Below are 24,377 nucleotides of genomic sequence, written 5' to 3'. Positions count from 1 at the left end.
TCTTGCGGGTTTGGGTGTTATTGATTAGTCAACAACAGTGAATCCCATAGAACGAGCAGTACCTTCGATCATACGCATTGCAGACTCAAGGTTTGCAGCGTTCAAATCTGGCATCTTAGTTTCAGCAATTTCTTGTACTTGTGCACGAGTAACTGTTGCAACTTTTGTTTTGTTTGGTGTACCTGATCCTTTTTCAACACCTGCAGCTTTTTTCAAAAGAACAGCAGCTGGTGGTGTCTTTGTTACGAAAGTAAATGATTTGTCTTCATATACTGAGATAACAACTGGGATAATCATACCAGCTTGATCAGCTGTACGAGCGTTGAACTCTTTCGTGAATCCCATGATGTTGATACCGGCTTGACCAAGCGCAGGACCAACTGGTGGAGCTGGAGTAGCTTTACCAGCAGGGATTTGCAATTTTACAAGTTTTTCGACTTTTTTAGCCATTTTTAAATCCTCCTTTGTGGTTTTGGCGGTAATGTAAGATTTTTACCTCCCACAAGTATGCTTCTTGCATACCTTTCTATTATACACTAAAACGACTAAATTGCAAGAAAAAATACTAAAAAAATTCTCTATTTTTCTCGATTTTTGTGGTAAAATATGTGTATGACATTATTAAAAATCGCATCTATTTTATTTATCTTTTTAACTATTATTTTAACCATTATTATTACTAAATTATTTCGCTTGAAACGATTTGGCTTGAATTTTGCAGATTTGGCTTTTCCACTTTTTGTGTTGGAATTCTATGTCATCTCTGATAGAGCTTTCTACCACAGTCTCTTACCAGAATTAGCATTAGCCCTTTCTGCCTTAGCAATTGCCATTACTATCTACTTTCTTCGAGTTAAACGCAGTTTTTACTATCCTAAGTTCTTTAAATTTTTCTGGCGAGCTGGTTTTATTTTGACCTTCTTTCTCTACCTCGCCATGGTGATTGGCTTATTTTTAACAAAATAATAAAAAATATCGGACAGACTCATCTGCTTCCGATATTTTTATATTTAATATTTTGTTGAGAACTTATCAAATAGAGCAAATAACTTATTTGTTATGAATTGGAACAGTCTCATGAGTGATTCTAACATTAAGGAGAGAATGACTGTGAGGATAATGGTAATCGGTGAGATTTTGGATAACAAAAAGATAGAGTGAAATAACAAGCCCGAAATCACCAAGCCGATGATGTTAAAGAGTACGACAATGGTTTTCATTCGATTGAGCGGCTGAATAAGCTTGATGATGATAATGAAACCAACTACTGCTAATAAGATAACAGACGATGTCGCCACTTCTTGCGTAGATAATCGAAAAATCCCACCACAAGCCATGACAATCAAAACGGCCAATAAATCAACAAAAGCTGCTGGTATCGCATTCTGTAAAACCGTTCTGATGAAACGCCCTCGAATGCGCTGCTTGTTGGGCTCCAAAGCTAACATAAATCCAGGTATACCAATAGTGAACGCACTAATCAAGGAAACTTGTGATGCTTGCAAAGGATAGGTAAAAGCAAACAAACTGGACAAAATAGCTAGTGAAATGGAAAAGATATTTTTTACAAGAAATAAACTAGCGGAACGTTGAATGTTATTGACAACCCTACGTCCTTCTGTCACAATATGCGGCATATGCGAAAAGTCAGAATCCAGCAAAACAACTTGTGCAATCTGTTTGGTAGCATCGTTGCCAGATTCCATAGCAATGCTGCAATCTGCAGTCTTCATTGCTAAAATATCATTTACACCGTCACCTGTCATTGCAACTTTATGTTGATTAGTTTGAAGTGCTTGGACTAATTTTTGTTTCTGCTGAGGGGTCACTCGACCAAAGACCGTATATTTTTCAACTGCTTGAGTGATTTTTTCATCAGTATCCAAGTTTTGCGCGTCTACATAATTTTCAGCATGAGGAATCTCTGCTTTGGTAGCCACTGCAGCAACTGTGACAGGATTATCTCCTGAAATAACTTTGACTTCCACACCTTGAACATCAAAATATGAAAAGGTCTCGGCTGCATTTTCTCGAATTGGATTTTCTAATAAGATGAAGAGTAGGGGTTCTACTGTTTGAGTCAAATCACCTGTAAATGGCTGATCTTTTGATTCAGCAAAAACAAGAACGCGTGAGCCGCTTTCTGCATATTGTTGAAAATAGCTGCGATATTCTTCCAACTTTTCTTTTAATACAAACTCTGGAGCACCTAAAATAAAATTGCCTTCTTTGAAAGAAATAGCACCAAACTTGGTCTTTGAACTAAACGGAAGTGTCTTCACTACGGTCCAAGCCTTTTCTACTACTTCTGAAGCAAAAAAGTCTCGAATTGCTACAATCGTTTCATTTTCATCTGGACTTGCTGCCAAATATTGTTTAAGAGCTTCCTGCGAGGCATTCTTGTCTTGCTGAGCAGAGAGCACTTGTGCAACTTTCATCGTATTTTCCGTAATGGTTCCTGTTTTATCTACACACAAAACATCTACACGAGAAAGAGACTCAATTCCCTTCATGCTGTTTAATAAAACCTGCTGTCTTGCTAGACTAGCTGCTCCCAAAGCCAGCGCTAGAGTCATCAAAAGATAAAGCCCTTCTGGAATCATCCCAATAATAGCTCCTACCGTAGAGACAATACTAACCTGAAAACTTTCATGATTGGTCACATAGCTTTGGAAAAATAAGATGAGTCCCAAAGGAATAATCAAAAATCCAATCACTTTAACCAGATTATTGACCGAACGTACCATTTCAGATTCTTCTTTTCTAGATACTTCTTTTGCTTTCAACGTCAGTTGATTGATATAGGATTCATCACCTACTTTTTCCAAGCGAGCATAGGCTTTACCAGATACGACAAAACTGCCTGACATAACTGTATCACTTATTTGCTTTGCTATTTCATCCGCTTCTCCTGTCAACTGTGATTCATTGACTTTCAATTCACCTGATACAATCTTAGCATCTGCATAGATTTGGTCCCCTGCCGAGAAAAGAACGATATCATCTTGTACTAAATCTTTTGTCTCTAGTTGGATTTCTTTACCGTCTCGCACTGCAATCGCTGTATAGTGATGAAGTAACTGCATGTTGCTCAATATTTTGCGCGCTCTAAGCTCTTGAACAATTCCAATCAAAGAATTGATAATAACAATAGGTAAAAAAAGTAAATTATTCCATGATTGTACAATAACTAGCAACATAGCAAGGACAAAAAATATAAAATTAAAATAAGTAAACACATTCGACTGAATGATTTGCCAAGTTGTTTTTTCCGTGCTAACTGTTACTTTATTGACTAAGCCTTTTTGAATTCGTTCTTCAACCTCTTGTTGGCTAAGCCCTGTGTATATCTGTTCTGACATATAGCCTCCATTCACAAATCATATTAGTATTCTATCAAAAAAGTTATCCTTAGGTCATAGAAAAGTCATAAAACTGGAAAACATGAGATTTTTCATACCTTTTCTACAAAACTTTAAAATAGAACAGCTACAAAAAATCCCAACAGAAATTTGTTGGGAAAGGATGTTACATTTTTTAAACCACACCTATTTAGTTTTAGTTATTCAATAAAACTTTTCTTGGCTTGGTGCCTTCTGCTGGACCGATGACACCCGCAGCTTCTAGCTCTTCCATGAGCCGAGTCGCACGATTAAACCCAACAGACAATCGACGTTGGAGCATTGAAGCACTCGCTTTTTGCGTCTCGATGACTAAAGCCTTGGCTTCTTCAAAGAGTGGATCTCCTTGTTCACTCTCACTACCTGAATCCATGTCATTCTCAGATACTTCGCCTGGGTCAAAATTATCATCATAATCTGCTTCGGCTTGATTCTTAACAAAAGTGACAATGCGCTCTACATCTTCATCGGAAATAAATGATCCTTGCAGACGGACAGGATGATTTTCATCAATCGGCTTAAAGAGCATATCCCCACGTCCCAAGAGTTTCTCGGCACCATTTTCATCTAGAATCGTTCGGCTATCAGTTCCGCTAGAGACAGCAAAAGCAATCCGCGAAGGAACATTTGCCTTGATGAGCCCAGAGATAACATCAACAGACGGTCGCTGAGTGGCCAAAATCATATGAATACCAGCTGCTCGAGCTTTTTGTCCCAAGCGAATAATGGCATCTTCCACTTCTTTGCTGGCTACCATCATAAGGTCTGCCAACTCATCCACAATGACCACAATCAAGGGAAGAGGAATTTGTTTATATTCTGGTTGACTGGCATTGTACTCGGCTGCTTTGGCATTGTAACCTGCAATATTGCGAGCACCGACCTTAGAAAATAGCTCATAGCGATTTTCCATTTCATCTACCACTTTTTGCAAAGCTCGGCTCGCCTTGCGCGGATTAGTCACAACAGGGATCAGCAAGTGAGGAATATCATTATAGACAGACAATTCAACCATTTTTGGATCAACCATCATGAACTTGACTTCATCTGGTCGTGCTTTCATGAGAATACTAGCAATAATGCCGTTGACTGCAACGGATTTTCCAGAACCAGTCGAGCCTGCCACCAGCAAATGAGGCATCTTTGCCAAATCAAATGTCCGAACAGAGCCATTGACAGCTTTTCCTAAAGGAATTTCAAGTAATTTCTTGTCGTCTGTCTTAGACTGCTCCCAGAGCTCACGGAAAGTAACCGTTGCAATCTCGGAATTTGGAACTTCAATTCCGACTAGAGATTTTCCCGGAATAGGTGCCTCAATTCGCACATCTTTGGCAGCCAAAGCCAGAGCTAAATCGTCAGCCAGATTGGAAATGCGATTGACCCGCACTCCGACAGCTGGCTTGACCTCGTACTTAGTCACAGACGGTCCGATTTCAGCACGTGCAACGCTAGCACGAATGCCAAAACTAGCAAATGTTTCTTCCAAAATCTTGATATTTTCGCGGACAATTTTCTTTTCTTTGGATTGATTTTTAGGCTTGTCTGGCGCAAACAAATTGATTGTTGGAAGTTTGTAATCTAAACTTTCTTTGGGTGTGAAATTAACCTCAACATCTTCATCTGTGTTATCTTGCTGCTCTTCTTTGTGTTGTTTCTCAGACAAACTCTCATCATAATCATAAATTTCTGGCTCTGCTTCTTCAAACTGAATCGGCGTATGAGCTAAGACCTCATCATCTAAAATTTCTCCCGTTTCAGAATCAATTTGTGGCTCGTCTTGCTCTACCTGAATAGCATTCATCGCTGCTTGCGCAGCTTTTTCTTCTTTTTCGATAAAACGTTGCTGACGCTTTGCTTCTCGCTTCTCACTCCAAGCATGATAGGTTTCACTTAATTTTTCAAAAATATCATAAATCGAATATGGACTGATGAGTAGCGCCCCTAGCAATATTAAGAGGAGTCCGATAAAGTAGGTGCCAATATTTGAAAATAAAAAGGCTATAGGAGTATAGAGTGTCGCTCCTAATAAACCGCCACCAGCAAAAGCACTGACTTTAACAGCTGTCAAATCCGTTAAAATCCGTGACAAGGTTGTACTTAGAACCTGTCCTTTTAAATTTAAAACATTTACAAAATAAGCTTGAAACATAAGCAGCAAGCCAATAAAAATACTGAAAAAGCCTGATTTATACCCTTCATGCTTATTGACCCACTTAAAAAAGAAAAGATAAATGAGACTGGCTATAATAGCCATATAGGCTAAACTTCCTACTAACAATCGAATAAGGTTATATAGAGTGATTCCAACGGCACCCCATTTTAATGCTGCAAAAAGAAGCAAAAAAGCGATACCGAAAGTTGCAAGCATCCTCCGAATGGCTTTTTGCCGCTCCATTTCTGCTTTTGTAGGTCGTCTCGTTGTCCGACCTTTTTTACTATTTTTCTTACTTGCCATAAATTTTATTATACCACAAATTGAACACTAATCCAATGCAAGAAAAAAGCAGAAGCTCCATACTTCCACTTTTGAAACAACATTGTTTACTTCCAAATCACATCATCGTCTCCGTCATCTTCTGGCAAGACAAACCACAAAATCAAGTAAGGGATCAGACCGATTCCATACACAAAAAATGCTACTCCCCAAATTAGTCGTACAATGGTAGGATCAATGTCAAAATAATTTGCTATACCTGCACAGACACCCGCAATTTTCTTATTTCGCACATCTCTTGTCAATCGTTTAGCCATTCTCTGTCCCTCCTTTATAAATCTATTATAACATAAATTTTTTACCATTAAATAAATATCATAAAGAATTTCCATGAACCAATTGTCAAACGTTCATCGTCAGCAAGATTAAAAAAGTTGCTGTTGCAGTTGACCTAAAATAAAGCGAGAAATTGGTCCAACAATCAGAAAATTCAAGGGAAAAGCTACAATAAAATTGGTCAACCAAGCTCCAAGGTAATTGGTTACTGAAAGCGGCACGCCGTTAAAAAGCATATCATAAAGAGACATCAATGAAACCATAATCAGAACCATACCACCTGAAACAACGAGGATCTTCTGCCAAGGTTTATGGCGTTCTGTTAAAAATTTAAAAGCAACTCCCTTCACAACTGGTCCTGCCACAAGAAGGTCTAAGAGAAAAGCGGTAATCAATCTAGGAACATATCCCATTGCTAGATGAGCCCATGAAGATATCCTACAACGGACAGGTTCCAAATGCTCATTCCAAATACTATCATGCTACACATAAGGGCTGTAAAAAATAATAATTCCTTAAAATTCTTCGGCATAAAAACTCCATTTCTTTGTTGATAAACGCTATTTTAGCACAAAAAATTTTTTCTCGTAAGCGAATTTACAAAACTTTTCATAAGAAAATGTTTTCATACTCAAAACGATTGAGCTATCTTTACATCAAAAAGATAGCCCGATAGTGCCTTTCAGTTAGCAGAGACAACCTCTCAAAAGATTTGAAAAAGGCTTTTACTTATAGTAAAATGTGAATAGTTCAACATTCAGAAAGGAAATCTATGAAAAAATTACTTATTTTAGGACTGGCTGCTAGTTTATTTTTGACAGGTTGTACCAATTTACAAAGAGCTATCAGAGGAAATGACTATGTAGACTCAAGTCTTGCTTCCGAATCCAGCTCAAAAGCAGCTGAAAAACAAAAAGAAGAGCAAAAAGCTGCTTTGACCGATAAAAATGCTCATTTCCCACAGTTGTCTGACAAGGTCGCTGACGATGAAGCGGAAGTGAAAATAACCACAACTGAAGGTATTATCTCCTTGAAGCTCTTTCCAAAATATGCTCCACTTGCAGTTGAAAATTTCTTAACGCACACTAAAGAAGGTTATTATAACGGCGTAACTTTCCACCGTGTCATTAAGGATTTCATGATTCAAACAGGAGATCCTAAAGGAGACGGGACTGGTGGTGAGTCCATTTGGAAAGGCAAAAACTCTAAGATCGACTCTGGAAGTGGCTTTAAAACAGAGATTTCGTCTTATCTCTACAATATCCGTGGTGCATTAGCCATGGCTCGTTCTTCCAATCCAAATTCCAACGGTAGTCAATTTTTCATCAACCAAAACACCAAGGACAGTTCTAATCAACTCTCTAACACAACTTATCCTGAAAAAATTATTGAAGCCTATAAAAAAGGCGGAAATCCAAGTTTAGACGGGAATTATACTGTCTTTGGGCAAGTCGTTTCTGGCATGGATGTCGTGGATAAAATCGCTGCGATTGAGACAGGCGAAAACGACAAACCCAAAAAAGAAATCAAAATCGAGAAAATTGAAGTCATTAAGGACTATACATTTAAGAAATAATCACAAAACGGAGTCTGGAACAAAATATCCCAGACTCGTTTACTTTCTAGAATAAAACTCAATACGTAGTAGTTGAGAGGTCTCCTATGCGCTGATACTATCAGCTTTTGCAGCCCTACTCAACCTTGCGGGGGTGGGACGACAAAATCGATTTCTTACGAAATCCTGATTTTTTGTCCTACACCTCGTTTTCTTTATTCTTACGTTAATTGATTAAAATCCCAAATATGATCTACCCATCCTTCGTAGAAGTCGGGCTCATGGCAGACCATGAGAATACTGCCTTTGTACGCTTGGAGAGCGCGTTTGAGTTCATCTTTTGCATCCACATCAAGGTGATTCGTGGGCTCATCTAGCACTAAGACATTATTTTCTCGGTTCATAAGGAGACAAAGCCGAACCTTAGCCTGCTCGCCTCCTGAGAGAACCTGAATCTGGCTTTCAATATGCTTTGAGGTCAGACCGCAGCGAGCCAGAGCAACACGAACTTCCGCTTGATTGAGTGACGGGAAAGCATCCCAAACAGCTTCCAGAGGAGTCTGGCGATTGCCGCTAGCTGTCTCCTGCTCGAAATAACCCAATTCCAGATAGTCTCCACGCTCAACTTCCCCAGCGATTGGTGGTATAATCCCCAAGAGACTCTTCAAAAGAGTTGTTTTCCCAATCCCATTTGCCCCGATGATGGCCACTTTCTGATTGCGCTCAAAGGTCAGATTAAGAGGCTGGGTCAGTGGACAGTCATACCCAATCTGCAAGTCCTTGGCTTGGAAAATAAAGCGCCCTGGTGTACGAGCCATTTTGAAGTCAAAGGAGGGCTTAGGCTTCTCGCCTTGCAGTTCAATCAGTTCCATTTTGTCTAATTTTTTCTGGCGGGACATGGCCATATTACGGGTCGCCACACGGGCTTTATTGCGAGCTACAAAGTCCTTGAGATCCGCAATTTCCTTCTGCTGACGCTCATAAGCTGCTTCCAACTGAGATTTTTTCATCTCGTAGACTTCTAAGAATTGATAATAATCACCAGAATAGCGGGTCAAGTTTTGATTTTCTACATGGTAGACGATATTGATTACATCGTTTAAGAAAGGAATATCATGGGAAATGAGCACGAAAGCATTTTCATAATTTTGCAGATAGCGCTTGAGCCAATCAATATGCTCTGCGTCCAAATAGTTGGTAGGCTCATCTAAGAGCAAGATGTCTGGTTTTTGAAGGAGAAGTTTTGCTAAGAGCACCTTGGTTCGTTGACCTCCAGAAAGAGCGGTGACATCCGTTTCCATACCGTAATCCATAACCCCTAAAGCACGAGCTACCTCATCAATCTTAGCATCTAAAGTATAAAAGTCTCGACTTTCCAATCGCTCCTGCAATTCACCCACTTCTTCCATAAGGACATCAACATCCGCTCCATCTTCTGCCATAGCCAGATATATCTCATTGATCCGAGCTTCAGTCTTGAAAAGTTCATCAAAAGCAGTCCGCAACACATCACGCACGGATTGACCTTCTTTCAATACAGCATGCTGATCTAAATAGCCAGCTGTCACATACTTAGACCACTCAACCTTGCCTTCATCTGGCAACAATTGACCAGTTACAATGCTCATAAAGGTGGACTTCCCTTCACCGTTGGCTCCAACTAAGCCGATATGCTCGCCCTTCAGCAGACGAAAGGATACATCCTCAAAAATAGCCCGGTCACCAAAACCGTGGCTCAAATTTTTCACTTCTAAAATACTCATCTTTTCTCCTCTATCATTGATTACAGTTTCTTGATTATACCATCAAAAGGGATTTTTTGGCAAGGTAGAACAAATGAAAAGCGAGACTGCTTCATTCTCGCTTGCTTTCATCTAATTCAAATGATGGGTGTGTTTGGTAATCCACTGGGTTAGCTTGATATTAAGCCAAAAACCATAAATGCCAAAAGTAATGATCGTCAAGAGCCACCACTTCACCCAATTTCCAAAAAGCTGCATCGCAGTACCATCAAAATAGAGACGGTGTCCGTCAATGACTGTGTGCTTAATCTTCCAATTATACAGGATACACATGCCCCAAGGAGCACAGATACCCAACGTCAAGACAGTAATCAAAATGGCTAAGATGACATGACCAATGTAAGAAAAGAGGCCGCCGTCGAAATAAGATTCTTTATACACTATATTCTCCTTGTCTAAACTAATTCTTTCAGAAATTGAATCAGAGTGTCTGCTGAGCGCTTGCCAGCTTCATGAATAAATTCGTCAAAGCTGATATTGGCGTCATGAGAAGCTGTATCACTCATGGCACGAATGACCATAAAAGGCAGACCGATAGAATGGGTCGCTTGAGCAATGGCTGCGCCCTCCATCTCAACCGCTAGAACATCTGGAAAATGCTGCTTAATGGCTTGAATCTTGTCTTGTCCCGCAATAAAACTGTCTCCTGTTGCAATTAAGCCAACGCGACTCGTCTGATGTGTTTTTTCTAAAATCTTTTTCATTTCAGAAACCAAATAACGGCTCGCTTCAAAATAAAGTGGCTGGCGCGCCATTTGTCCGTATTCATAGCCAAAAGCTGTTACATCTACATCATGGTATACTAGCCGATCAGCAACCACAACATCACCGATTTGCAAGCCTTCAGCTACCGCACCAGCAGAACCTGTATTGATGACAGCCGTCACTTTAAACTCATTGACCAAAACAGCCACACTCATAGCAGACATAACCTTACCGATTCCGCTTTCCACCAGCACAACTTCATGACGACCGATACTTCCCGTATGATAAATATGCCCCAAACGTAAGTGTTTTTCGGCATTTTCCAAGTTTTCCACTAAGATTTTTAGTTCCTCAGGCATGGCCGCAATAATTCCGATTTTCATTATTTCCTCTCATTCTATCACAAAAAAAGCGAAAGTCGAGCTTATCGCTTTTTATAGCCAAATAATAGCAGCAATCAAAGCAATCAAAAGCAGGACAATCCAAAATAGAATTTTGTTTAATTTTGCTTGAAATACTCCACGTTTTGCATTTTCAATGCGTCGGCTTTTGGTTACCGTTGGTTCCACATCAATTTGCAGCGTATCTTGATTGAAGCCACTATTTTGAGAGGAATAACCAAACTGGCTTCTAGTCGTTTTTAAAATTTTGGTTTCTTCCTCATCATGCAAAGGTGGACCTGAAATATCTTCACCACGATTTGCCCGTTCAATCATTTCATCTGTTAATAAAGGTCTTCCCATGAGCGTCCCCCTATCTTCGATTCATTTTCATTTCCCAATATTGAAGTGCAATAATGGTTTTTGCATCACAAATATCACCACTAGCAAGGAGAGCTTTCGCTTCTTCCAAGGTCACTTCATGGAGTTCTAAGGTCTCGTCCTCATCTTGTGGACGAGGATTTTCAACTTTTGTCAAATGGCTAGCGCTATAAAGTTTGATTCGCTCATTGCAAAAGCCAATCGCTGAATAGAAATCATAGAGCAGTTCCAATTCACCTGTATAGCCGGTCTCTTCTTCCAATTCACGCAAAGCAGCAGCTTTAGGATCCGCATTTTCACCGACTTCTAACTTGCCTGCCGGAATTTCATAAGAGGTTGCTTCAATAGCTTTGCGGTACTGCCTGACCAAAATCATTTTGTCTTCTGAGGTTAACGCAATAACTGCTACAGCACCATTATGGAAAATCAAATCACGATAAGCTGTACCTTTCCCAGCCGGTAGCTGAACTTTATCCTTGACAAGGTTAAAAATAGGACCTTGATAAATTTCTGTTCGTTTTAGCGTTTTTTCTTCAAAATCCATAGCCGTTCCTACTTATTATCTGGATGATGTGGCAAGCGTTTTGCGTATTCATCTTTGTTAATCTGACGTCCACGTCCGATGGCAATAGCGTCTGCTGGTACATCCTTAGTAATGGTTGAGCCTGCACCTACAAGAGAATTGTCCCCAAGTTCTACCGGCGCAATAATGGTCGAATTAGAACCTACAAAGACATTGTTCCCAATGACGGTCTTAAACTTGTGCTGTCCGTCATAATTAACTGTAATTGTTCCAGCGCCAAAATTGACATTCGCCCCCACTTCAGAATTACCAATGTAAGTCAGATGCCCAGCTTTGGTATTTTCACCGATAGAAGAACCTTTCACTTCAACGAAATTACCAACATGTACATTTTTAGCAAGGCTTGAACCTGGGCGAACATGAGCGTAAGGTCCCACCGTTACACCGTCTGCAACCGTAGACTCTTCAATCATCGAATTGGTAATAACCGTTTGTTCACCGATAACAGAGTCAACAATATACGTACCATTTGTCAGAATACTGCCTGCGCCAATTTTCGTTTGCCCTCTCAAGCTAACATTAGCTTCAATTTGTACTTCTGGGTCAATCTGTACATCTGCATCAATATAAGTCGCTTCTGGATTTACAAAGCTAACCCCATTCACCATGTGAGCTTGGTTGATTCGACGACGCATAATTCCTTCGGCAGTCGCAAGAGCTACACGATCATTCACACCAAGACTTTCATCAAAATCTTTCAGAGTATAAGCGCCGACTTTTTCGCCATTCTCACGGAAAATGCCGATTACATCTGTGATGTAATATTCTCCTTGCGCATTGTTGGTATTGATATTTTTCAAGGCTTCAAAAAGACGAGCGTTATCAAAAACATACGTTCCTGTATTGATTTCCTTGATTTGCTTTTCAAAATCCGAAGCATCCTTTTGCTCCACAATTTTGATCACTTCTTCATGCTGATTACGGACAATCCGCCCATAACCAAATGGATTTTCCGCTTCTGCTGTCAAAATCGTTGCAACATTTTTGTGGTTGACATGAAAGTTAATCAAATTTTTCAGGCTTTCTCCTGTGATTAAAGGAGTGTCTCCTGCAATGACTAATGTTTGCCCTGCCAAACCTTCCAGCACAGGCTCTGCCATCATCACAGCATGACCAGTTCCTAATTGTTCCGTTTGACGAACAAACTCTGTCTGCCCCGCCAATACCTGCTCCACCAGCTCTGCCTTGTGTCCGACCACTGTCACAGTCTTTTCTGGTGCAATGGCAGCAACACTTCTAAATACGTGTTCTAACATCGAAATTCCAGCAACTTTGTGAAGCACTTTTGGTAAATCTGATTTCATGCGAGTGCCTTTTCCAGCTGCTAAAATAATTGCATAGTTTGTCATAATAGTTCCTTTTATCAAAATAAATTTATTTTATTATAGCATTTTTTATATCATTTGTTAAGATTCTCTCTGTAATGCTTTAATCCGCATCTTTTATATCGGATAAACCTTGCAAAACTCCTCCAAGACCACGCCCGTCTCCTCTGAGAAAGCTAAGCCGGCTTCAGCCATCCATTCCGTGAAGAGTTCCTCATGCACCTGCCGCCAGTAAGCCAAAGATTTATCTCCCTCTCCTTCTTTAAAAGCGTGCTCTGCAGACACTTGATTGAAAGGGACAACCGTTACCTTGGTCACTTTAATGATGCAGACAGCTTGACCTTGACCGTCTAAAATCACATCAAAGGTTCCTGCTTGAGGAATCGGCTCACCATCTATCTGATACAAATCGTAGGCAGAAGCTGTCGCAGTCTTCTCTCCTTTCAAAACTAAATCCGCCAGCTGATCTGGCTCTACACCAAATGCCCAGGCGTCAATGTCATCACCGATTGCGGGGTTGATTGTTTTGTATTCATTCCATAATTGTTCTGGTGTCATGGTTTCTCCTATCTGTTACTGATTTCAACTCATAAGCTGGATAAGCTCCTAAACATTGATAGCCTAGCTTCTCAGCTATTTTCTTTGAGGCTTCATTGTGGGCGTCCCAGAGCGGAAAAACGCCGCATTGCAGGGATGCCAAAATCATCTTCGCCCCAAGAACAGTAGCTAAACCTTGCTGTTGATAAGTCGGTTTTGTTGCAATCTCAATTTCAATGGCTTTTTGGTAGACAAGTGCTGTCGAGACCCCAGCGACGATTTCCTGACCCTTCCGGATCACAAAGCCAAAAGCTCCACCTTCTTGAAAGTCTTTAAAAGTTGCAAAATTCCCCTGCAAATCCTGAGGCCATTCTTCCTGAGCTAGTTCTTGATAGGTTCTTTGATTAATTGCCTCCATACAGAACTGCTCCGATAACTGCTCCACGATGTTTTTCAAAACCTTGTCATCAAAATCTGCCTCATCTTTAAAAGCATAACGGGTAAAAGGAGATAAGGCTGGACAAGAGGACAAGCAGCCTTGCCAAGAAGCCTCTTCAGATATGAGAATGCGGTAGTCTGGCTTACAAAAGTCCCTATAATCCGCCAGTAATGCCATATCTGCCTGCCCAGCCAAAAAGAGAAAATCTCCTTGTTCATACAAAACGGCAGTCTCGTCTTCATTTGTATAAAACTGCCCCAGCCCAGCTTTCAAACCATATCTCACCATGTTCTTTTGCCAATGTTGGAAACATTCCTGCAGTCTTGGCTCAATGCTCACTGCTTTCATTCTACTTGCCTCTTCACTTCAAACTCCAGCCACCGTCAATCTTGACAATCTCGCCCTGCATGGACTGAGCTTTTCCTGAGGCGAGAAAGAGGGTCAGCTCGGCAACTTCTTCTGGTTCTATCCAACGCTTGATGGGAGTTTCGTCTGCTACCCATTGGGCTAAGCCTCCCGGCTCAAAGTCTGCTGCTGTCATACTTGTTTTAACTGCGCCCGGTGCAATCCCAAAAACCTGTACTCCCTGCTCCGCATAATCCAGTGCCAACTGTTTGGTAAATCCTGCCAGAGCATGCTTGGAAGAAGTGTAAGCATGACCACCACCGCCAGCTAAGCTAGATGCAATTGAGCACATATTGATGATGATGCCTGATTGTTTCTTCAGCATCTGCGTCAGATAATAACGAGTTAGCTCTACTGGTGTTACATAGTTAATCTCGAAAATTTCTTGGATCTCCTGAGCAGTCTGCTCCAGTAAGGGCTTGTAGTCATCCAGCACTCCAGCTGTATTACAGAGGACATCTACCTGCGAACACCAAGCAAAAACTGGTTGAAGTCCTAACGTCAAATCTTGTTGAAGGAAATGAAAATCCCATGTCAAACTTGGTTTTTCAGAGCGGTCTACACCATATACGCGCCAGCCATTTTCCAAAAAAAGCTGCGCCTGAGCCAGACCAATCCCTGAGCTAACACCTGTCACCAAAACCGTCCTAGTCATGGACTTCCACCCAGTCATCTGCTAATACGTCACAAGGCGTCGGACTCCACATGGAAAAGCCTTCTCCCTCGCCTGATACATTGATGAGAAAATAAGGCGTCACTTCAAGCGCCACTCCGTTCTGCTCAATACTGTCAAAAAGCTGGACATAATTCTCAGCACCGCCCCAGCCTATGCGGACATATTTCTTTTTGGCTTTCAAACCCGGTAAAATTTCTTCAAATGTCATGATATACCTCTTTCTGCTTTTCATATTACTAGTATAGCAAAATATATTGCCAATCGCTGGCTTTTCCTTGCTTTTTACTCTTTCTTCTGTTAGACTAGCAAGAGTAAATGAATTTTGAGTGAGTATTTTTGTTTTTCATCTTTACTTTTTCTATTTTTTACGCAACATTTTAGAGAAAGGAAGTAAGATGTATGGCACAAGGTACAGTAAAATGGTTCAATGCTGAAAAAGGCTTCGGCTTTATTTCACAAGAAAACGGACCAGACGTATTTGCTCACTTTTCAGCGATTCAATCCGACGGATTCAAATCACTGAATGAAGGCGAAAAAGTAACTTTTGACATTGAAGAAGGTCAACGTGGTCTTCAAGCAGTCAATATTACAAAATTAGCATAAGACAAGAAAAGGCTGGAAATCCCAGTCTTTTTATTGTTTTAAAATGACGTTATAATGTCAAGCTCAATTTTTACCATAAACAGTCAAAATTGCAAAGATAATTAAATGTGTAGGGGCATCTACTTAGTGCCTCCGCTTTTTCATTTCACTTTTTACCTATTTTCGCTTTCAGCAAACGGATGAACTCTTTATTACTTCCCTTATTTATAATGGCATTCATCACTATCTTTCTTTGCAACAACTTGTTGAGAATATCTTTTGGGATTTGTTCTAATAATTCTTCCCAACTGCGTTTCGTTAAACAGTCCAAATTCTTTAGGGCACTTGCTTCCGCTCTTTTTCTTTCTGCTTCATGTTCAGGATAGCCAATGCCAAACTCACCATCAAATAGTTTATCTAATGTATATTGCAGGTTCAATTCGCCTTGCCAACCAAAATTTAAGCCGAGTGGCAGAGAAGCAACATTCCCTCCACTGATGCGTCCAAAGAGGAGCGCATCTTGTGGGGTCTCTATATAGCCACACAAAAGACCTGGTAAACTATTACAGGCAAGCGTCATCCCTTGACCTGAAGAACAACCTGTTACGACAAAATCGACTGCTCCACTTTCTATTAAGAAACTGATCAAGATCGCTATTTCAACATAAGAATACTGCTCGTCCTCATCCTCAAAAATTCCAAAATTTAGCACTTCGTCAGACGATTGGACTGCTTTTTTTACAGATTCAAATAGCAGCAAATTCATATTTCTTCGAGTGGTTCCTTGGATAACCGCAACTCTCATTTCAACTCCTTTTCCATTTTGACAAAAAGGTAACTATCGCCATTGCTTTCCTGAGGCTGCCGTCCGATTACGTTGAAACCACAATTGAGATAAAGCCTTTGAGCTCTTTGATTAAAATCTGCTACTGATAGAGTCAGGATTTTCACTGAAATGTTTTCCTCGATAAACCGTAAAATCGTTTGTAAAAAATCTTTGCCTTGACCTTTGCCACAATACTCTGGCTTCATACCTAAACCCAGTTCCTGCTTGTCTTTGTCAATTGGAAAAAGGCAAAAAAAGCCATATAATTCATCATTTTTGAGAACCTGATAATAGTGATCACCACGCGCTTCAGGAGATAAAATTTCTTCATAATCCTCAGAATCTGCTTGCATATCATAAAAAGCATAGATTCCTTCGTAATGCCAATGATTCGCAATTTCTTCTGCATTGCTTTGACTTAATGGTTCAATCTTCATAGATATCATTTCTCAAAATTCCCAATAAAAACGTTTCTGATCAGCTTTTTCCTCACAGCCCAGTTTTCAATAAAATTCATGGGCTGCAGTTCGAGAAATGCCAGAGTTTATGCGAATACCTGCATAGCCTGTAGCTGACCCCTCTTCACGCACGGCCTGCATCAGCGCTTTGCCATATCCCTGACCTTGAAAATCTGGAGCAACAGCCAAAGCCAACAGATTGAGCAAAGATGAAAAGTAAAGGCAGTCATAACGACAAGCGTGGGCATAACCGACAAGTTGACCTGCTGCATTTTCTGCCACCAAGATAAAATGATCTGACCTATCCAACAGCTCTGATAGTTTCTGACGAGTTTCTATCAAGCCAAAATCATAGCCGAGAGCAGTTGCATTGATTTCCTGAATAGCTGCTGCGTCTGAAAGTTCTGCAGGTCGTATCATATTCGCACCTCTTTTTCTTTCTATTATAGCAAAAAACAGCCTAAGTGGCTGTCTGGATTAAAGCTCATCAATTGATTTCCGAATGTTGGTAGCCATAGATAAAATAAATAATTGTTCCGACTAGTAAGGCAAGCCCGAATGCCAGCCATGTGTCAAAGCCATATTGGGTCATGAAAGACAGACAGATAATAATGGATAAGATTGGCGTCAGAGGCACCAGAGGAGTTTTAAATTCCCCTGCTTGAGGAAGTCCTTTATCCTTGCGCAACTTCAAAATAGCCACTGCTAACAAAATCAGATAAGCCAAGGTGCAGATATTTAGAAAGGATGCGATACTGGCTAGCGGAAAAATACCAGCACAAATAGCCGCTACAATTCCTACCAAAATCGTAGCATTTTTCGGTACCCGACTAGTGGCAGTTAATTTTCTGAAAGACTTTGGCAACAAACCGTCACGCGCAATGCTGTAAATCATACGCGACAGAGCATAAGTCATGGAAATGCAAACGGTAATCAAAGTTAAAATCGCTACCACTGACACATAATTAGCCGCCCAGCTAAGCCCAGCACTGCGAAGCGCAAAAGCGACAGCATCTGCTACATCTAGCTTGCTATAGTGAACAATCCCTGTCAAAACTAGTGTCACCAATATATAAAGTACCGTTACAATGGACAAAGATAGTACAATCCCTCGTGGAACATTCTTTTGTGGCTCCTTAATCTCGTCCACCGCCATAGAAATAGACTCGAAACCTAGAAAAGCAAAGAACATCAGAGAAGCACCAGCCATAATTCCAACATTGCCACCATATAATTTTCCAAAGCCAAATGGGGCAAAATGAGACCAATTTTCAGGTTTAATAAAGAAAATCCCTACAAAGATAAAAAGGGCAAGCGCCGAAAACTTCAAGACAACCAAAGCGGAATTAAATCGCAGAGCTGCTTTGGAATTTAATAAAACTACACCCGTCACAAATACTAAAACAAGAATCGGCAGTAAGTCTACATAGGTTCCCGCTTGCGGATTAAAGGTTCCATTGAGCGCTCCTGGCATACTCAAACCAAATCCATTCAGCAAGCCTTTCAAATAGGAAGCCCAACCAGAGGCAACACTAGATACAGCCGTCATAAATTCCATAATGGTCAGCCAACCTGCTATCCAAGCTGGAAATTCTCCAAGAACAGCATAGAGATAGCTATAAGCACCTCCATTTGCAGGAATTCTTGACGCAAATTCTGCATAAAAGAAAGCAGAAATACTCACGCAAAGAGCAGAAATAATAATCGAAACCACCAAAGCTGGACCAGCTAGAGTTGCAGCCGCCGTTCCGGTAATCGTGAAAATCCCCGTTCCCACCATAGCGCCAATCCCTAACAAAATCAAATCAAGCAATCGTAAATGACGACGCATGCCAGTCCGATCTCTACTGACATCTTTTTTACGAAAAATATTCATCCTAAACTCCAATTTATTAGATTGAATTATTCTACCATAAAAGCAATCAAAAAGGAATCAAACGTCCCTCTTTTTTGTTAAATAAATTGAAAAAGGAGCAAGAATAGCCCTACTCCTTTTCACTATTATCCGTACCTATCGCTAACTCAAATCGACACAATTCTACGATAACTGCGTGATGTGATGAGAAAGACAAGTACATAGACGATAAAGAAAACAGCACAAACGCCAAGCGTAACTTCCAACATCAATGCAGCATTTAAGACCCCCAGAACTTTCAACATAAGGCTCAGCATATGATAAGCAAAAGCTAGGTGAACAAAGGCAAAGATGAGCGGCAAGAAAAACACAGTCAAAATTTGTTTGCGAATGGTGCGCTTGGTCTGCTTTTCATCTAATCCTACCTTTTGTAAAATTACAAAGCGGTCTCGGTCTTCATACCCTTCTGAAATCTGTTTGTAGTAGATTACCAAAACCGTTCCCAGCATAAAGACAATTGAAAGGAAAATACCAATAAAGAAAACGCCACCTAACATACTCATAATTTCCTGCACACCTTGGATTCTTGTATAACCATACACACCGGCATTATCGGGGAGCGTCGTATTGAACTGTTTCAGCTTCTTCTGGTAAGCTGTATCCAAATCGCCCTTTTTCTTATTAGAAGCCCTGATATTCAAGCCGCCATATAATTCTGTATTAATCGTGTAATGTTGCTTTTGGGAATTCACCAATTTTTGTGGGTCATTAACCACCATAAAAAGTGACTGAGGGATAATGATATTATACTGATCTGTAATGTTTCCAAGAACAAAGTCCTCTTTTAAAAGTTCTTTAACTATCAATTCTTGCCCGTTCAGCTTAAGAGGCTGAGTTTGCTTGATAGAGATTCCTTTTGCAAAGATTACTGTCTCATTATCTTTTAAATTCAATGTTTTGCCCGTCATTTTCCGATAATCATCAGCTGAAAACAGCAGAATATAGGCCTGTGGAGAAACTCGTGTTTCACCTTTTGGATAAATATCAAGCTGATTGCCCTTTTGATTTTTAATTCCCATCGAATAATATTGATAAGCATTTTTCTTAGTGACTGTTAAATGATTCTCTTTTGCAAATTCTGTCAATGCCTGATTCAATTGAGCAGCTGAAACTGCATTCCCCTTTATCGTATAATCTTGGGGATACATCACGCTTTTAAGATAACCAGCACCTGCATAAATATTGACACCTCCAGCCAGGGTGACCAAAACCATCGTTGAAAGAATCGCAATCGTTGCCAATCCCACTGCATTTTTCTTCATCCGAAAAATCAAATTGGACACAGAAATCATATTATTAGGTTGATAATAATACCGTTTATTTTTCTGAAGCAACCGTAAAAATACCGTAACTCCTGCATTGAACAGCAGATAAGTCCCTAAAATAACAAAGAGAACAGCTATAAAAAATATACCAATTGCTGTCAATGGATTTTTGACACTCAGAGCTAGGTAATAAGCATAGCCTAAAGAAATCGATCCAATAATCGTTTGAATCAGAAGAAATCGTCCTTTTCTTTCACCGCTATTCTTTTCCTTGGCCAATTGCAAAGCATTAAAACGTAGAATCCTCAAACCGTTGACAAGCACCAAGCCCGCAAAAATAACGCCATAGATGACAACAACTGAAATAAGAACTAACCATTGAAACGTGGATACTAGAACAACTTTTAACCCCATCAATTTCAGTAAAAAGGCATAAATCAGTTTATCAAATACAATACCAAATCCAAGACCAATCGTGACAGTCGTCGCTCCTAAAATCAATAACTCAATGAACACCATGGTAAAGAGATGACGTTTATTAAGTCCTAGCATTCCATACAGCCCCAGTTCTTTCGAGCGATTTTTCATGACGAAGCTATTAGCATAAAAAATGATAATCGCTGCAGCAATCGTCACAATAATCACTCCAAGAGCCAAGACAAATGAAATAGAACTTGCCCCCTGCATTTTTTGTAAATGGGGATTAAACGTTAAAGAATTAAAAATATATGAAATAGCGACGACTAAACAAGTTGCCAACGCAAATGGATAGTATAATCTACGATTTTTCACTAGGTTAGAAACCGCTAATTTTCCCGCTAATCTAAGCACCTTGATTCACCTCGCTTGCCATGACCGTTAAGGTATCTGAAATTTCTTGGAACATCTGCCGCTCTGTTTTATCGCCTCGGAAGATTTGATTGTACAAAATTCCGTCCTTGATGAACAGTACGCGCTTAGCACGGCTTGCCGCCGAAGTCGAGTGCGTTACCATAAGAATCGTCTGTCCGCGGTCATTGATGTCATCAAATACATCTAAAAGCGCCGCAGAAGACTTAGAATCGAGCGCCCCTGTTGGCTCGTCTGCCAGCAGAATTTCTGGATTGGTGATAATAGCACGCGCTACTGCCACCCGCTGCTTTTGACCACCGGAAATTTCATAGGGGAATTTTTCCTGCAATTGGTTAATCCCCAGTTCATTACAAGTAGTAACCAACTTTTGCATCATTTCTGTAATCGGACGGCGCGACAAAACGAGCGGCAAGAGGATATTGTCCTTGACCGAGAGCGTGTCTAACAGGTTGAAATCTTGAAAAACGAAACCTAATTTTTCCCGACGGAAGCTCGAAGCTTGACTGTTTTTAATCATCGCTGTATCCGTGCCATTGAGAAAGACGCGTCCTTCGGTTGGCTTGTCTAGCATGGCAAGAATGTTGAGCAGAGTGGATTTCCCAGACCCCGACTCACCCATGATAGCGACATAATCACCTTTGTCCACCGTAAAATGAATGTCTTTCAGTGCTTCTACTTGGTTGCCTTGAAAGCGAGTTTTGTAAATTTTCTTCACATGTTGTACATCTAATAGTGTCATCATTTTCTCCTTTTTTAAAATCTAAAATATAACTGTTGCGCTGATTGACTCACTTCATAGCCAAATTGCGCTTTTTCAATATCTTTTACGTTTGGCTGAAGCAATTGACTGTCTTGTTTCAATAAAATTTTACCATATTTCATCTTGTTCTCCTTTTTTGATACTACTTTGCAGCGAATTGCTCGCCGCAAGACTATAATTTACTCATTTTTGAACGAGGTAAGCAATGCAAGTAATCAACCATAAGTGAGCTGGATAAAAGATATAAAAGAAATACTTGCTCCACTTGGTCACAGGACCGCGCTCGCCATTATAGAGTGAAATAAAAGGCAGTACTGTGATAAAAAGCCAATCGGAATTATAAAACATCATTAACAGTGTGTCGCTCCATGTCGGGTAAATCTGAATACTCATACAAAATAGTACAACTGCTAAAATACCATACAGCAGATTTCGTAAGTTTTTCTTTTCCCTGCAAGTATAGGTAATCAACATAAATGGAATAATGACCATGCCACCCTCTGTCACAAAACCAGCCAACAAGCAGACAACAATGCCTAAGATAAAGCGAATGGGCTGGCGTTTAATATCAACTGGATTGCTCGTTTGGTTTATGCCAAAAAAGATATTGAGGACAAGTACACCGCAAGCCAAAGTTAAGAAAATATTATTATATATCTGAACTCCTTTAGACTGAAACAGCAGATTGAGAATCGTATTTCCAGCAAACATAATGGCTGCCCAGAAAAAGAGACGTACATTATAAAGCAAGCGGCTCCGTGTATATCGAAAACCTTCCACTGCTGCAAAAGCAAACCAAACTGCTACACAGCGTGTTAAAGCATGAAAAATGCTCGCCCATTCACCTGACAGTAAACCTGGTATTTTTTCAAGATGATCAAAGACCATTAAAACAGCCATTAAGAGCTTGAGCTGAAAAGCGTTCAATCCTTTTGTTTTCATAACTGCCTCCTCTATGAAATATCATTCATTTTCTAATCTTATGATACAAAAAAAGAAAGGCTGCTACCATAACATAACCTTTCATTTTTAGAGGCGAACCTTACAATTTTGTAAGATTGCATTTATTCAAACAATAATTTCTTTTCTTTAAAAGTAATCATAACGGTTGTGCCTTCTCCGACCACCGACTGCAAATGCAATTCATGCCCCAGTTCATCCGCAATTTTCTTAGATAAATAGAGCCCCAATCCTGATGACTGATGCGTTAGGCGCCCGTTGTAGCCAGAAAAGCCTCGCTCAAACACGCGCAGAAGATCGGCATCTTGAATCCCCAAACCAGTATCCTTCATATACAAGGTATCTTCCTTAAAGAAAATCTCAATGCCTCCTTGCTTCGTATATTTAAGACTATTAGAAAGCACTTGCTCTAAAATAACAAGAAACCACTTTTTATCTGTGATAATGGTGTGATTCAAATCATGCAAATTTAGACTCAATCCTTGCTGAATAAAGAAAATGGCATACTTTTTGACAACATCTTTGACCAAGTCTTCTATATTTTCTTTTTTCACGACTAAATCATCATGAAAACTTTCCAACCGCAGATATTGCAGGACTAAGTTGGTATAAGAGTCGATCTTAAACAACTCCTGCTCCAATTGATTTTTGAGCATCTGCTCTTGTAAATCCTCCACTAAGAGCTTGCTAGCAGCAATCGGCGTCTTGATCTGGTGCACCCAAAGTGTGTAATAATCCAGTAAATCACTCTGCTTTTCTTGATGCTGTAATTGCAGTTCTTTTTTGTCCTTTTCTAAAGTTTCGATTTTGGAGAAGAGCAATGCTTCTAAAGGAGTTTGTGCCTGACCTTCCCCATAAAAGACAAGATGACGAAAATTTTGGTACTGCTTTACGATATCCAACAGGAAACCCGCCAGACTAATCAGCAATAAAATCAATAAGACATACTGTAAGACTGCTCGTTCATCTTTAAAAAGATAACAAAAGGAAAATAATAGTGTATAAAAAATAAGTAATAGTAAAAATAAAAACTGGCGCGAGCGAAAATAATAGCTAAGAAACAAACGCTTATTCTGATAATCCATTGGTCAATCCGTAGCCTATACCTTTCTTTGTTTCAATGAAATTCTTGAGCCCTGCTTCTTCTAATTTCTTACGCAGTCGCGCAACATTCACAGATAAGGTATTGTCATCAATAAAGAAATCACTATTCCAGAGCTCTTTCATCAGATCATCGCGGGCGACAATGCTGCCTGAATGCTCAAACAACACGCGCAAAATCTGAAATTCATTTTTTGTCAGTGTAATCACTTTTCCCTCATACATCATATCCATAGATTTTAGATTGAGAATCACGCCATGGTATTCCAGCAGACTTTGATCCGTACCAAACTCGTAAGACCGTCGTAGCAGCCCTTGTACTTTAGCGAGAAGAACATTGTTATCAAACGGTTTCGTGACAAAATCATCTCCGCCCATATTGATTGCCATAACGATATCCATTGCTTGGTCTCTTGATGACAAAAACATAATGGGCACTTTAGAAATCTTGCGAATTTCTTGGCACCAGTGGTATCCATTAAAGAGAGGCAAGCCGATGTCCATTAGCACTAGATGCGGCTCTTCCTTGACAAAAATCGTCAAGACTTGCATGAAATCCTCTACTGCAACCACTTCAAATCCCCATTGCTCCAGCATTTTTTTGACTTGTTGGCGAATAACAGCATCGTCTTCTACTAATAATATCTTGTGCATGCTATCCCTCTTTTCTATTTTCTATTTTCTATTTTCTTTTTCTAT

28 protein-coding genes are annotated in these 24,377 nt (G+C 40.0%); 3 read left to right on the top strand and 25 right to left on the bottom strand.

Annotated features, from left to right (window positions below; translation table 11 throughout):
- Positions 1-24: 24 nt before the first annotated feature.
- A complete protein-coding gene (gene rplK / locus EHW89_RS02570; RefSeq protein WP_003025466.1) occupies positions 25-450 on the bottom strand; it encodes a 50S ribosomal protein L11 in 426 nt (141 codons plus the stop codon).
- A gap of 162 nt (positions 451-612) precedes the next feature.
- Here rplK and EHW89_RS02565 point away from each other — a divergent pair, with 162 nt between their 5' ends.
- The gene (locus tag EHW89_RS02565; RefSeq protein WP_003025469.1) at positions 613-966 is read left to right on the top strand and encodes a DUF3397 family protein; all 354 of its coding nucleotides are present in this window, start codon (positions 613-615) and stop codon (positions 964-966) included.
- A 44-nt stretch (positions 967-1,010) separates the two neighbouring features.
- Here EHW89_RS02565 and EHW89_RS02560 read toward each other — a convergent pair whose 3' ends face one another.
- The 4 genes from EHW89_RS02560 to EHW89_RS02545 form a co-directional block, all read right to left on the bottom strand.
- Positions 1,011-3,362 (bottom strand): HAD-IC family P-type ATPase, encoded by a 2,352-nt coding sequence (locus EHW89_RS02560; RefSeq protein ID WP_126466592.1) that lies wholly within the window; start codon positions 3,360-3,362, stop codon positions 1,011-1,013.
- A gap of 196 nt (positions 3,363-3,558) precedes the next feature.
- Positions 3,559-5,856 carry a DNA translocase FtsK gene (locus EHW89_RS02555; RefSeq protein WP_126466591.1) on the bottom strand — a complete coding sequence of 766 codons (2,298 nt, stop codon included), beginning with the start codon at positions 5,854-5,856 and terminating at the stop codon, positions 3,559-3,561.
- A gap of 86 nt (positions 5,857-5,942) precedes the next feature.
- A complete protein-coding gene (locus EHW89_RS02550; RefSeq protein WP_003034293.1) occupies positions 5,943-6,152 on the bottom strand; it encodes a PspC domain-containing protein in 210 nt (69 codons plus the stop codon).
- A gap of 108 nt (positions 6,153-6,260) precedes the next feature.
- Positions 6,261-6,566, bottom strand: a complete 306-nt coding sequence (locus tag EHW89_RS02545; protein ID WP_319592680.1) for a hypothetical protein — start codon at positions 6,564-6,566, stop codon at positions 6,261-6,263.
- A gap of 377 nt (positions 6,567-6,943) precedes the next feature.
- Between EHW89_RS02545 and EHW89_RS02540 the strand changes: the two genes are divergently transcribed.
- Positions 6,944-7,747 carry a peptidylprolyl isomerase gene (locus tag EHW89_RS02540; RefSeq protein WP_126466590.1) on the top strand — a complete coding sequence of 268 codons (804 nt, stop codon included), beginning with the start codon at positions 6,944-6,946 and terminating at the stop codon, positions 7,745-7,747.
- A gap of 200 nt (positions 7,748-7,947) precedes the next feature.
- Here EHW89_RS02540 and EHW89_RS02535 read toward each other — a convergent pair whose 3' ends face one another.
- The 10 genes from EHW89_RS02535 to EHW89_RS02490 form a co-directional block, all read right to left on the bottom strand.
- Positions 7,948-9,489: an ABC-F family ATP-binding cassette domain-containing protein gene (locus EHW89_RS02535; RefSeq protein WP_126466589.1), complete on the bottom strand. Its 1,542-nt coding sequence runs from the start codon at positions 9,487-9,489 to the stop codon at positions 7,948-7,950.
- Positions 9,490-9,600: 111 nt separating this feature from the next.
- Complete coding sequence (locus EHW89_RS02530; RefSeq protein WP_021001434.1) at positions 9,601-9,909, bottom strand: DUF898 family protein; 309 nt, start codon at positions 9,907-9,909, stop codon at positions 9,601-9,603.
- A gap of 14 nt (positions 9,910-9,923) precedes the next feature.
- Positions 9,924-10,616, bottom strand: coding sequence for a 5'-methylthioadenosine/adenosylhomocysteine nucleosidase (locus EHW89_RS02525; RefSeq protein WP_126466588.1), 693 nt, complete (start codon positions 10,614-10,616; stop codon positions 9,924-9,926).
- Positions 10,617-10,667: 51 nt separating this feature from the next.
- A complete protein-coding gene (gene macP, locus EHW89_RS02520; RefSeq protein WP_022526867.1) occupies positions 10,668-10,976 on the bottom strand; it encodes a cell wall synthase accessory phosphoprotein MacP in 309 nt (102 codons plus the stop codon).
- Between the two features lie 10 nt (positions 10,977-10,986).
- Positions 10,987-11,538 carry an NUDIX hydrolase gene (locus EHW89_RS02515; protein WP_106100221.1) on the bottom strand — a complete coding sequence of 184 codons (552 nt, stop codon included), beginning with the start codon at positions 11,536-11,538 and terminating at the stop codon, positions 10,987-10,989.
- An 8-nt stretch (positions 11,539-11,546) separates the two neighbouring features.
- Positions 11,547-12,926: a bifunctional UDP-N-acetylglucosamine diphosphorylase/glucosamine-1-phosphate N-acetyltransferase GlmU gene (gene glmU / locus EHW89_RS02510; protein WP_126466587.1), complete on the bottom strand. Its 1,380-nt coding sequence runs from the start codon at positions 12,924-12,926 to the stop codon at positions 11,547-11,549.
- Positions 12,927-13,019: 93 nt separating this feature from the next.
- Entirely contained in the window at positions 13,020-13,460 is a 441-nt protein-coding gene (locus EHW89_RS02505; protein ID WP_126466586.1) for an ASCH domain-containing protein, read from the bottom strand.
- A complete protein-coding gene (locus tag EHW89_RS02500) occupies positions 13,435-14,226 on the bottom strand; it encodes a GNAT family N-acetyltransferase (protein ID WP_126466585.1) in 792 nt (263 codons plus the stop codon). Before EHW89_RS02500 ends, EHW89_RS02505 begins: the two co-directional genes overlap by 26 nt.
- Before the next feature lie 13 nt (positions 14,227-14,239).
- The gene (locus EHW89_RS02495; RefSeq protein ID WP_126466584.1) at positions 14,240-14,938 is read right to left on the bottom strand and encodes a 3-oxoacyl-ACP reductase; all 699 of its coding nucleotides are present in this window, start codon (positions 14,936-14,938) and stop codon (positions 14,240-14,242) included.
- On the bottom strand, positions 14,931-15,167 hold the full coding sequence (locus tag EHW89_RS02490; RefSeq protein WP_059220488.1) for a DUF2829 domain-containing protein: 237 nt from the start codon (positions 15,165-15,167) through the stop codon (positions 14,931-14,933). Before EHW89_RS02490 ends, EHW89_RS02495 begins: the two co-directional genes overlap by 8 nt.
- Before the next feature lie 191 nt (positions 15,168-15,358).
- Between EHW89_RS02490 and EHW89_RS02485 the strand changes: the two genes are divergently transcribed.
- Positions 15,359-15,562: a cold-shock protein gene (locus EHW89_RS02485; RefSeq protein ID WP_003032129.1), complete on the top strand. Its 204-nt coding sequence runs from the start codon at positions 15,359-15,361 to the stop codon at positions 15,560-15,562.
- Positions 15,563-15,707: 145 nt separating this feature from the next.
- Here EHW89_RS02485 and EHW89_RS02480 read toward each other — a convergent pair whose 3' ends face one another.
- From EHW89_RS02480 to EHW89_RS02440, 10 genes are all read right to left on the bottom strand, one after another.
- The gene (locus EHW89_RS02480) at positions 15,708-16,346 is read right to left on the bottom strand and encodes an RpiB/LacA/LacB family sugar-phosphate isomerase (RefSeq protein ID WP_126466583.1); all 639 of its coding nucleotides are present in this window, start codon (positions 16,344-16,346) and stop codon (positions 15,708-15,710) included.
- A complete protein-coding gene (locus EHW89_RS02475; RefSeq protein WP_126466582.1) occupies positions 16,343-16,804 on the bottom strand; it encodes a GNAT family N-acetyltransferase in 462 nt (153 codons plus the stop codon). The genes EHW89_RS02480 and EHW89_RS02475 overlap by 4 nt, the downstream gene beginning before the upstream one ends.
- 66 nt (positions 16,805-16,870) lie before the next feature.
- Positions 16,871-17,245: a GNAT family N-acetyltransferase gene (locus tag EHW89_RS02470; RefSeq protein WP_126466581.1), complete on the bottom strand. Its 375-nt coding sequence runs from the start codon at positions 17,243-17,245 to the stop codon at positions 16,871-16,873.
- A gap of 67 nt (positions 17,246-17,312) precedes the next feature.
- A complete protein-coding gene (locus tag EHW89_RS02465; RefSeq protein WP_126466580.1) occupies positions 17,313-18,701 on the bottom strand; it encodes an APC family permease in 1,389 nt (462 codons plus the stop codon).
- Positions 18,702-18,847: 146 nt separating this feature from the next.
- Positions 18,848-20,836: an ABC transporter permease gene (locus EHW89_RS02460; protein WP_126466579.1), complete on the bottom strand. Its 1,989-nt coding sequence runs from the start codon at positions 20,834-20,836 to the stop codon at positions 18,848-18,850.
- Positions 20,829-21,596: an ABC transporter ATP-binding protein gene (locus EHW89_RS02455; RefSeq protein ID WP_126468039.1), complete on the bottom strand. Its 768-nt coding sequence runs from the start codon at positions 21,594-21,596 to the stop codon at positions 20,829-20,831. The genes EHW89_RS02460 and EHW89_RS02455 overlap by 8 nt, the downstream gene beginning before the upstream one ends.
- A 14-nt stretch (positions 21,597-21,610) precedes the next feature.
- Positions 21,611-21,739, bottom strand: a complete 129-nt coding sequence (locus EHW89_RS09570; RefSeq protein WP_264371268.1) for a hypothetical protein — start codon at positions 21,737-21,739, stop codon at positions 21,611-21,613.
- 61 nt (positions 21,740-21,800) lie between these two features.
- On the bottom strand, positions 21,801-22,559 hold the full coding sequence (locus EHW89_RS02450) for a TraX family protein (protein WP_126466578.1): 759 nt from the start codon (positions 22,557-22,559) through the stop codon (positions 21,801-21,803).
- 122 nt (positions 22,560-22,681) lie between these two features.
- A complete protein-coding gene (locus EHW89_RS02445) occupies positions 22,682-23,662 on the bottom strand; it encodes a sensor histidine kinase (RefSeq protein ID WP_126466577.1) in 981 nt (326 codons plus the stop codon).
- Positions 23,646-24,332: a response regulator transcription factor gene (locus EHW89_RS02440; RefSeq protein WP_106100205.1), complete on the bottom strand. Its 687-nt coding sequence runs from the start codon at positions 24,330-24,332 to the stop codon at positions 23,646-23,648. The genes EHW89_RS02445 and EHW89_RS02440 overlap by 17 nt, the downstream gene beginning before the upstream one ends.
- Positions 24,333-24,377 lie beyond the last annotated feature (45 nt).

It is taken from the genome of Streptococcus periodonticum (genome assembly GCF_003963555.1).
GTDB classification, from domain to species: Bacteria; Bacillota; Bacilli; order Lactobacillales; family Streptococcaceae; genus Streptococcus; species Streptococcus anginosus.
The sequence above is the reverse complement of the archived record's forward strand: the minus strand, read 5'-3'. Positions and strand labels throughout refer to the sequence as shown.

Coding starts and splice junctions, on each gene's coding strand:
- EHW89_RS02455 (WP_126468039.1), bottom strand. CDS start 21,596: ATGACACTATTAGATGTACAACATGTGAAGAAAATTTACAAAACTCGC.
- EHW89_RS02515 (WP_106100221.1), bottom strand. CDS start 11,538: ATGGATTTTGAAGAAAAAACGCTAAAACGAACAGAAATTTATCAAGGT.
- glmU (WP_126466587.1), bottom strand. CDS start 12,926: ATGACAAACTATGCAATTATTTTAGCAGCTGGAAAAGGCACTCGCATG.
- EHW89_RS02495 (WP_126466584.1), bottom strand. CDS start 14,938: ATGACTAGGACGGTTTTGGTGACAGGTGTTAGCTCAGGGATTGGTCTG.
- EHW89_RS02505 (WP_126466586.1), bottom strand. CDS start 13,460: ATGACACCAGAACAATTATGGAATGAATACAAAACAATCAACCCCGCA.
- EHW89_RS02450 (WP_126466578.1), bottom strand. CDS start 22,559: ATGAAAACAAAAGGATTGAACGCTTTTCAGCTCAAGCTCTTAATGGCT.
- EHW89_RS02540 (WP_126466590.1), top strand. CDS start 6,944: ATGAAAAAATTACTTATTTTAGGACTGGCTGCTAGTTTATTTTTGACA.
- EHW89_RS02465 (WP_126466580.1), bottom strand. CDS start 18,701: ATGAATATTTTTCGTAAAAAAGATGTCAGTAGAGATCGGACTGGCATG.
- EHW89_RS02535 (WP_126466589.1), bottom strand. CDS start 9,489: ATGAGTATTTTAGAAGTGAAAAATTTGAGCCACGGTTTTGGTGACCGG.
- EHW89_RS02500 (WP_126466585.1), bottom strand. CDS start 14,226: ATGAAAGCAGTGAGCATTGAGCCAAGACTGCAGGAATGTTTCCAACAT.
- EHW89_RS02485 (WP_003032129.1), top strand. CDS start 15,359: ATGGCACAAGGTACAGTAAAATGGTTCAATGCTGAAAAAGGCTTCGGC.
- macP (WP_022526867.1), bottom strand. CDS start 10,976: ATGGGAAGACCTTTATTAACAGATGAAATGATTGAACGGGCAAATCGT.
- EHW89_RS02470 (WP_126466581.1), bottom strand. CDS start 17,245: ATGATACGACCTGCAGAACTTTCAGACGCAGCAGCTATTCAGGAAATC.
- EHW89_RS02475 (WP_126466582.1), bottom strand. CDS start 16,804: ATGAAGATTGAACCATTAAGTCAAAGCAATGCAGAAGAAATTGCGAAT.
- EHW89_RS02565 (WP_003025469.1), top strand. CDS start 613: ATGACATTATTAAAAATCGCATCTATTTTATTTATCTTTTTAACTATT.
- EHW89_RS09570 (WP_264371268.1), bottom strand. CDS start 21,739: ATGAAATATGGTAAAATTTTATTGAAACAAGACAGTCAATTGCTTCAG.
- EHW89_RS02440 (WP_106100205.1), bottom strand. CDS start 24,332: ATGCACAAGATATTATTAGTAGAAGACGATGCTGTTATTCGCCAACAA.
- EHW89_RS02560 (WP_126466592.1), bottom strand. CDS start 3,362: ATGTCAGAACAGATATACACAGGGCTTAGCCAACAAGAGGTTGAAGAA.
- rplK (WP_003025466.1), bottom strand. CDS start 450: ATGGCTAAAAAAGTCGAAAAACTTGTAAAATTGCAAATCCCTGCTGGT.
- EHW89_RS02480 (WP_126466583.1), bottom strand. CDS start 16,346: ATGAGAGTTGCGGTTATCCAAGGAACCACTCGAAGAAATATGAATTTG.
- EHW89_RS02445 (WP_126466577.1), bottom strand. CDS start 23,662: ATGGATTATCAGAATAAGCGTTTGTTTCTTAGCTATTATTTTCGCTCG.
- EHW89_RS02550 (WP_003034293.1), bottom strand. CDS start 6,152: ATGGCTAAACGATTGACAAGAGATGTGCGAAATAAGAAAATTGCGGGT.
- EHW89_RS02555 (WP_126466591.1), bottom strand. CDS start 5,856: ATGGCAAGTAAGAAAAATAGTAAAAAAGGTCGGACAACGAGACGACCT.
- EHW89_RS02490 (WP_059220488.1), bottom strand. CDS start 15,167: ATGACATTTGAAGAAATTTTACCGGGTTTGAAAGCCAAAAAGAAATAT.
- EHW89_RS02525 (WP_126466588.1), bottom strand. CDS start 10,616: ATGAAAATCGGAATTATTGCGGCCATGCCTGAGGAACTAAAAATCTTA.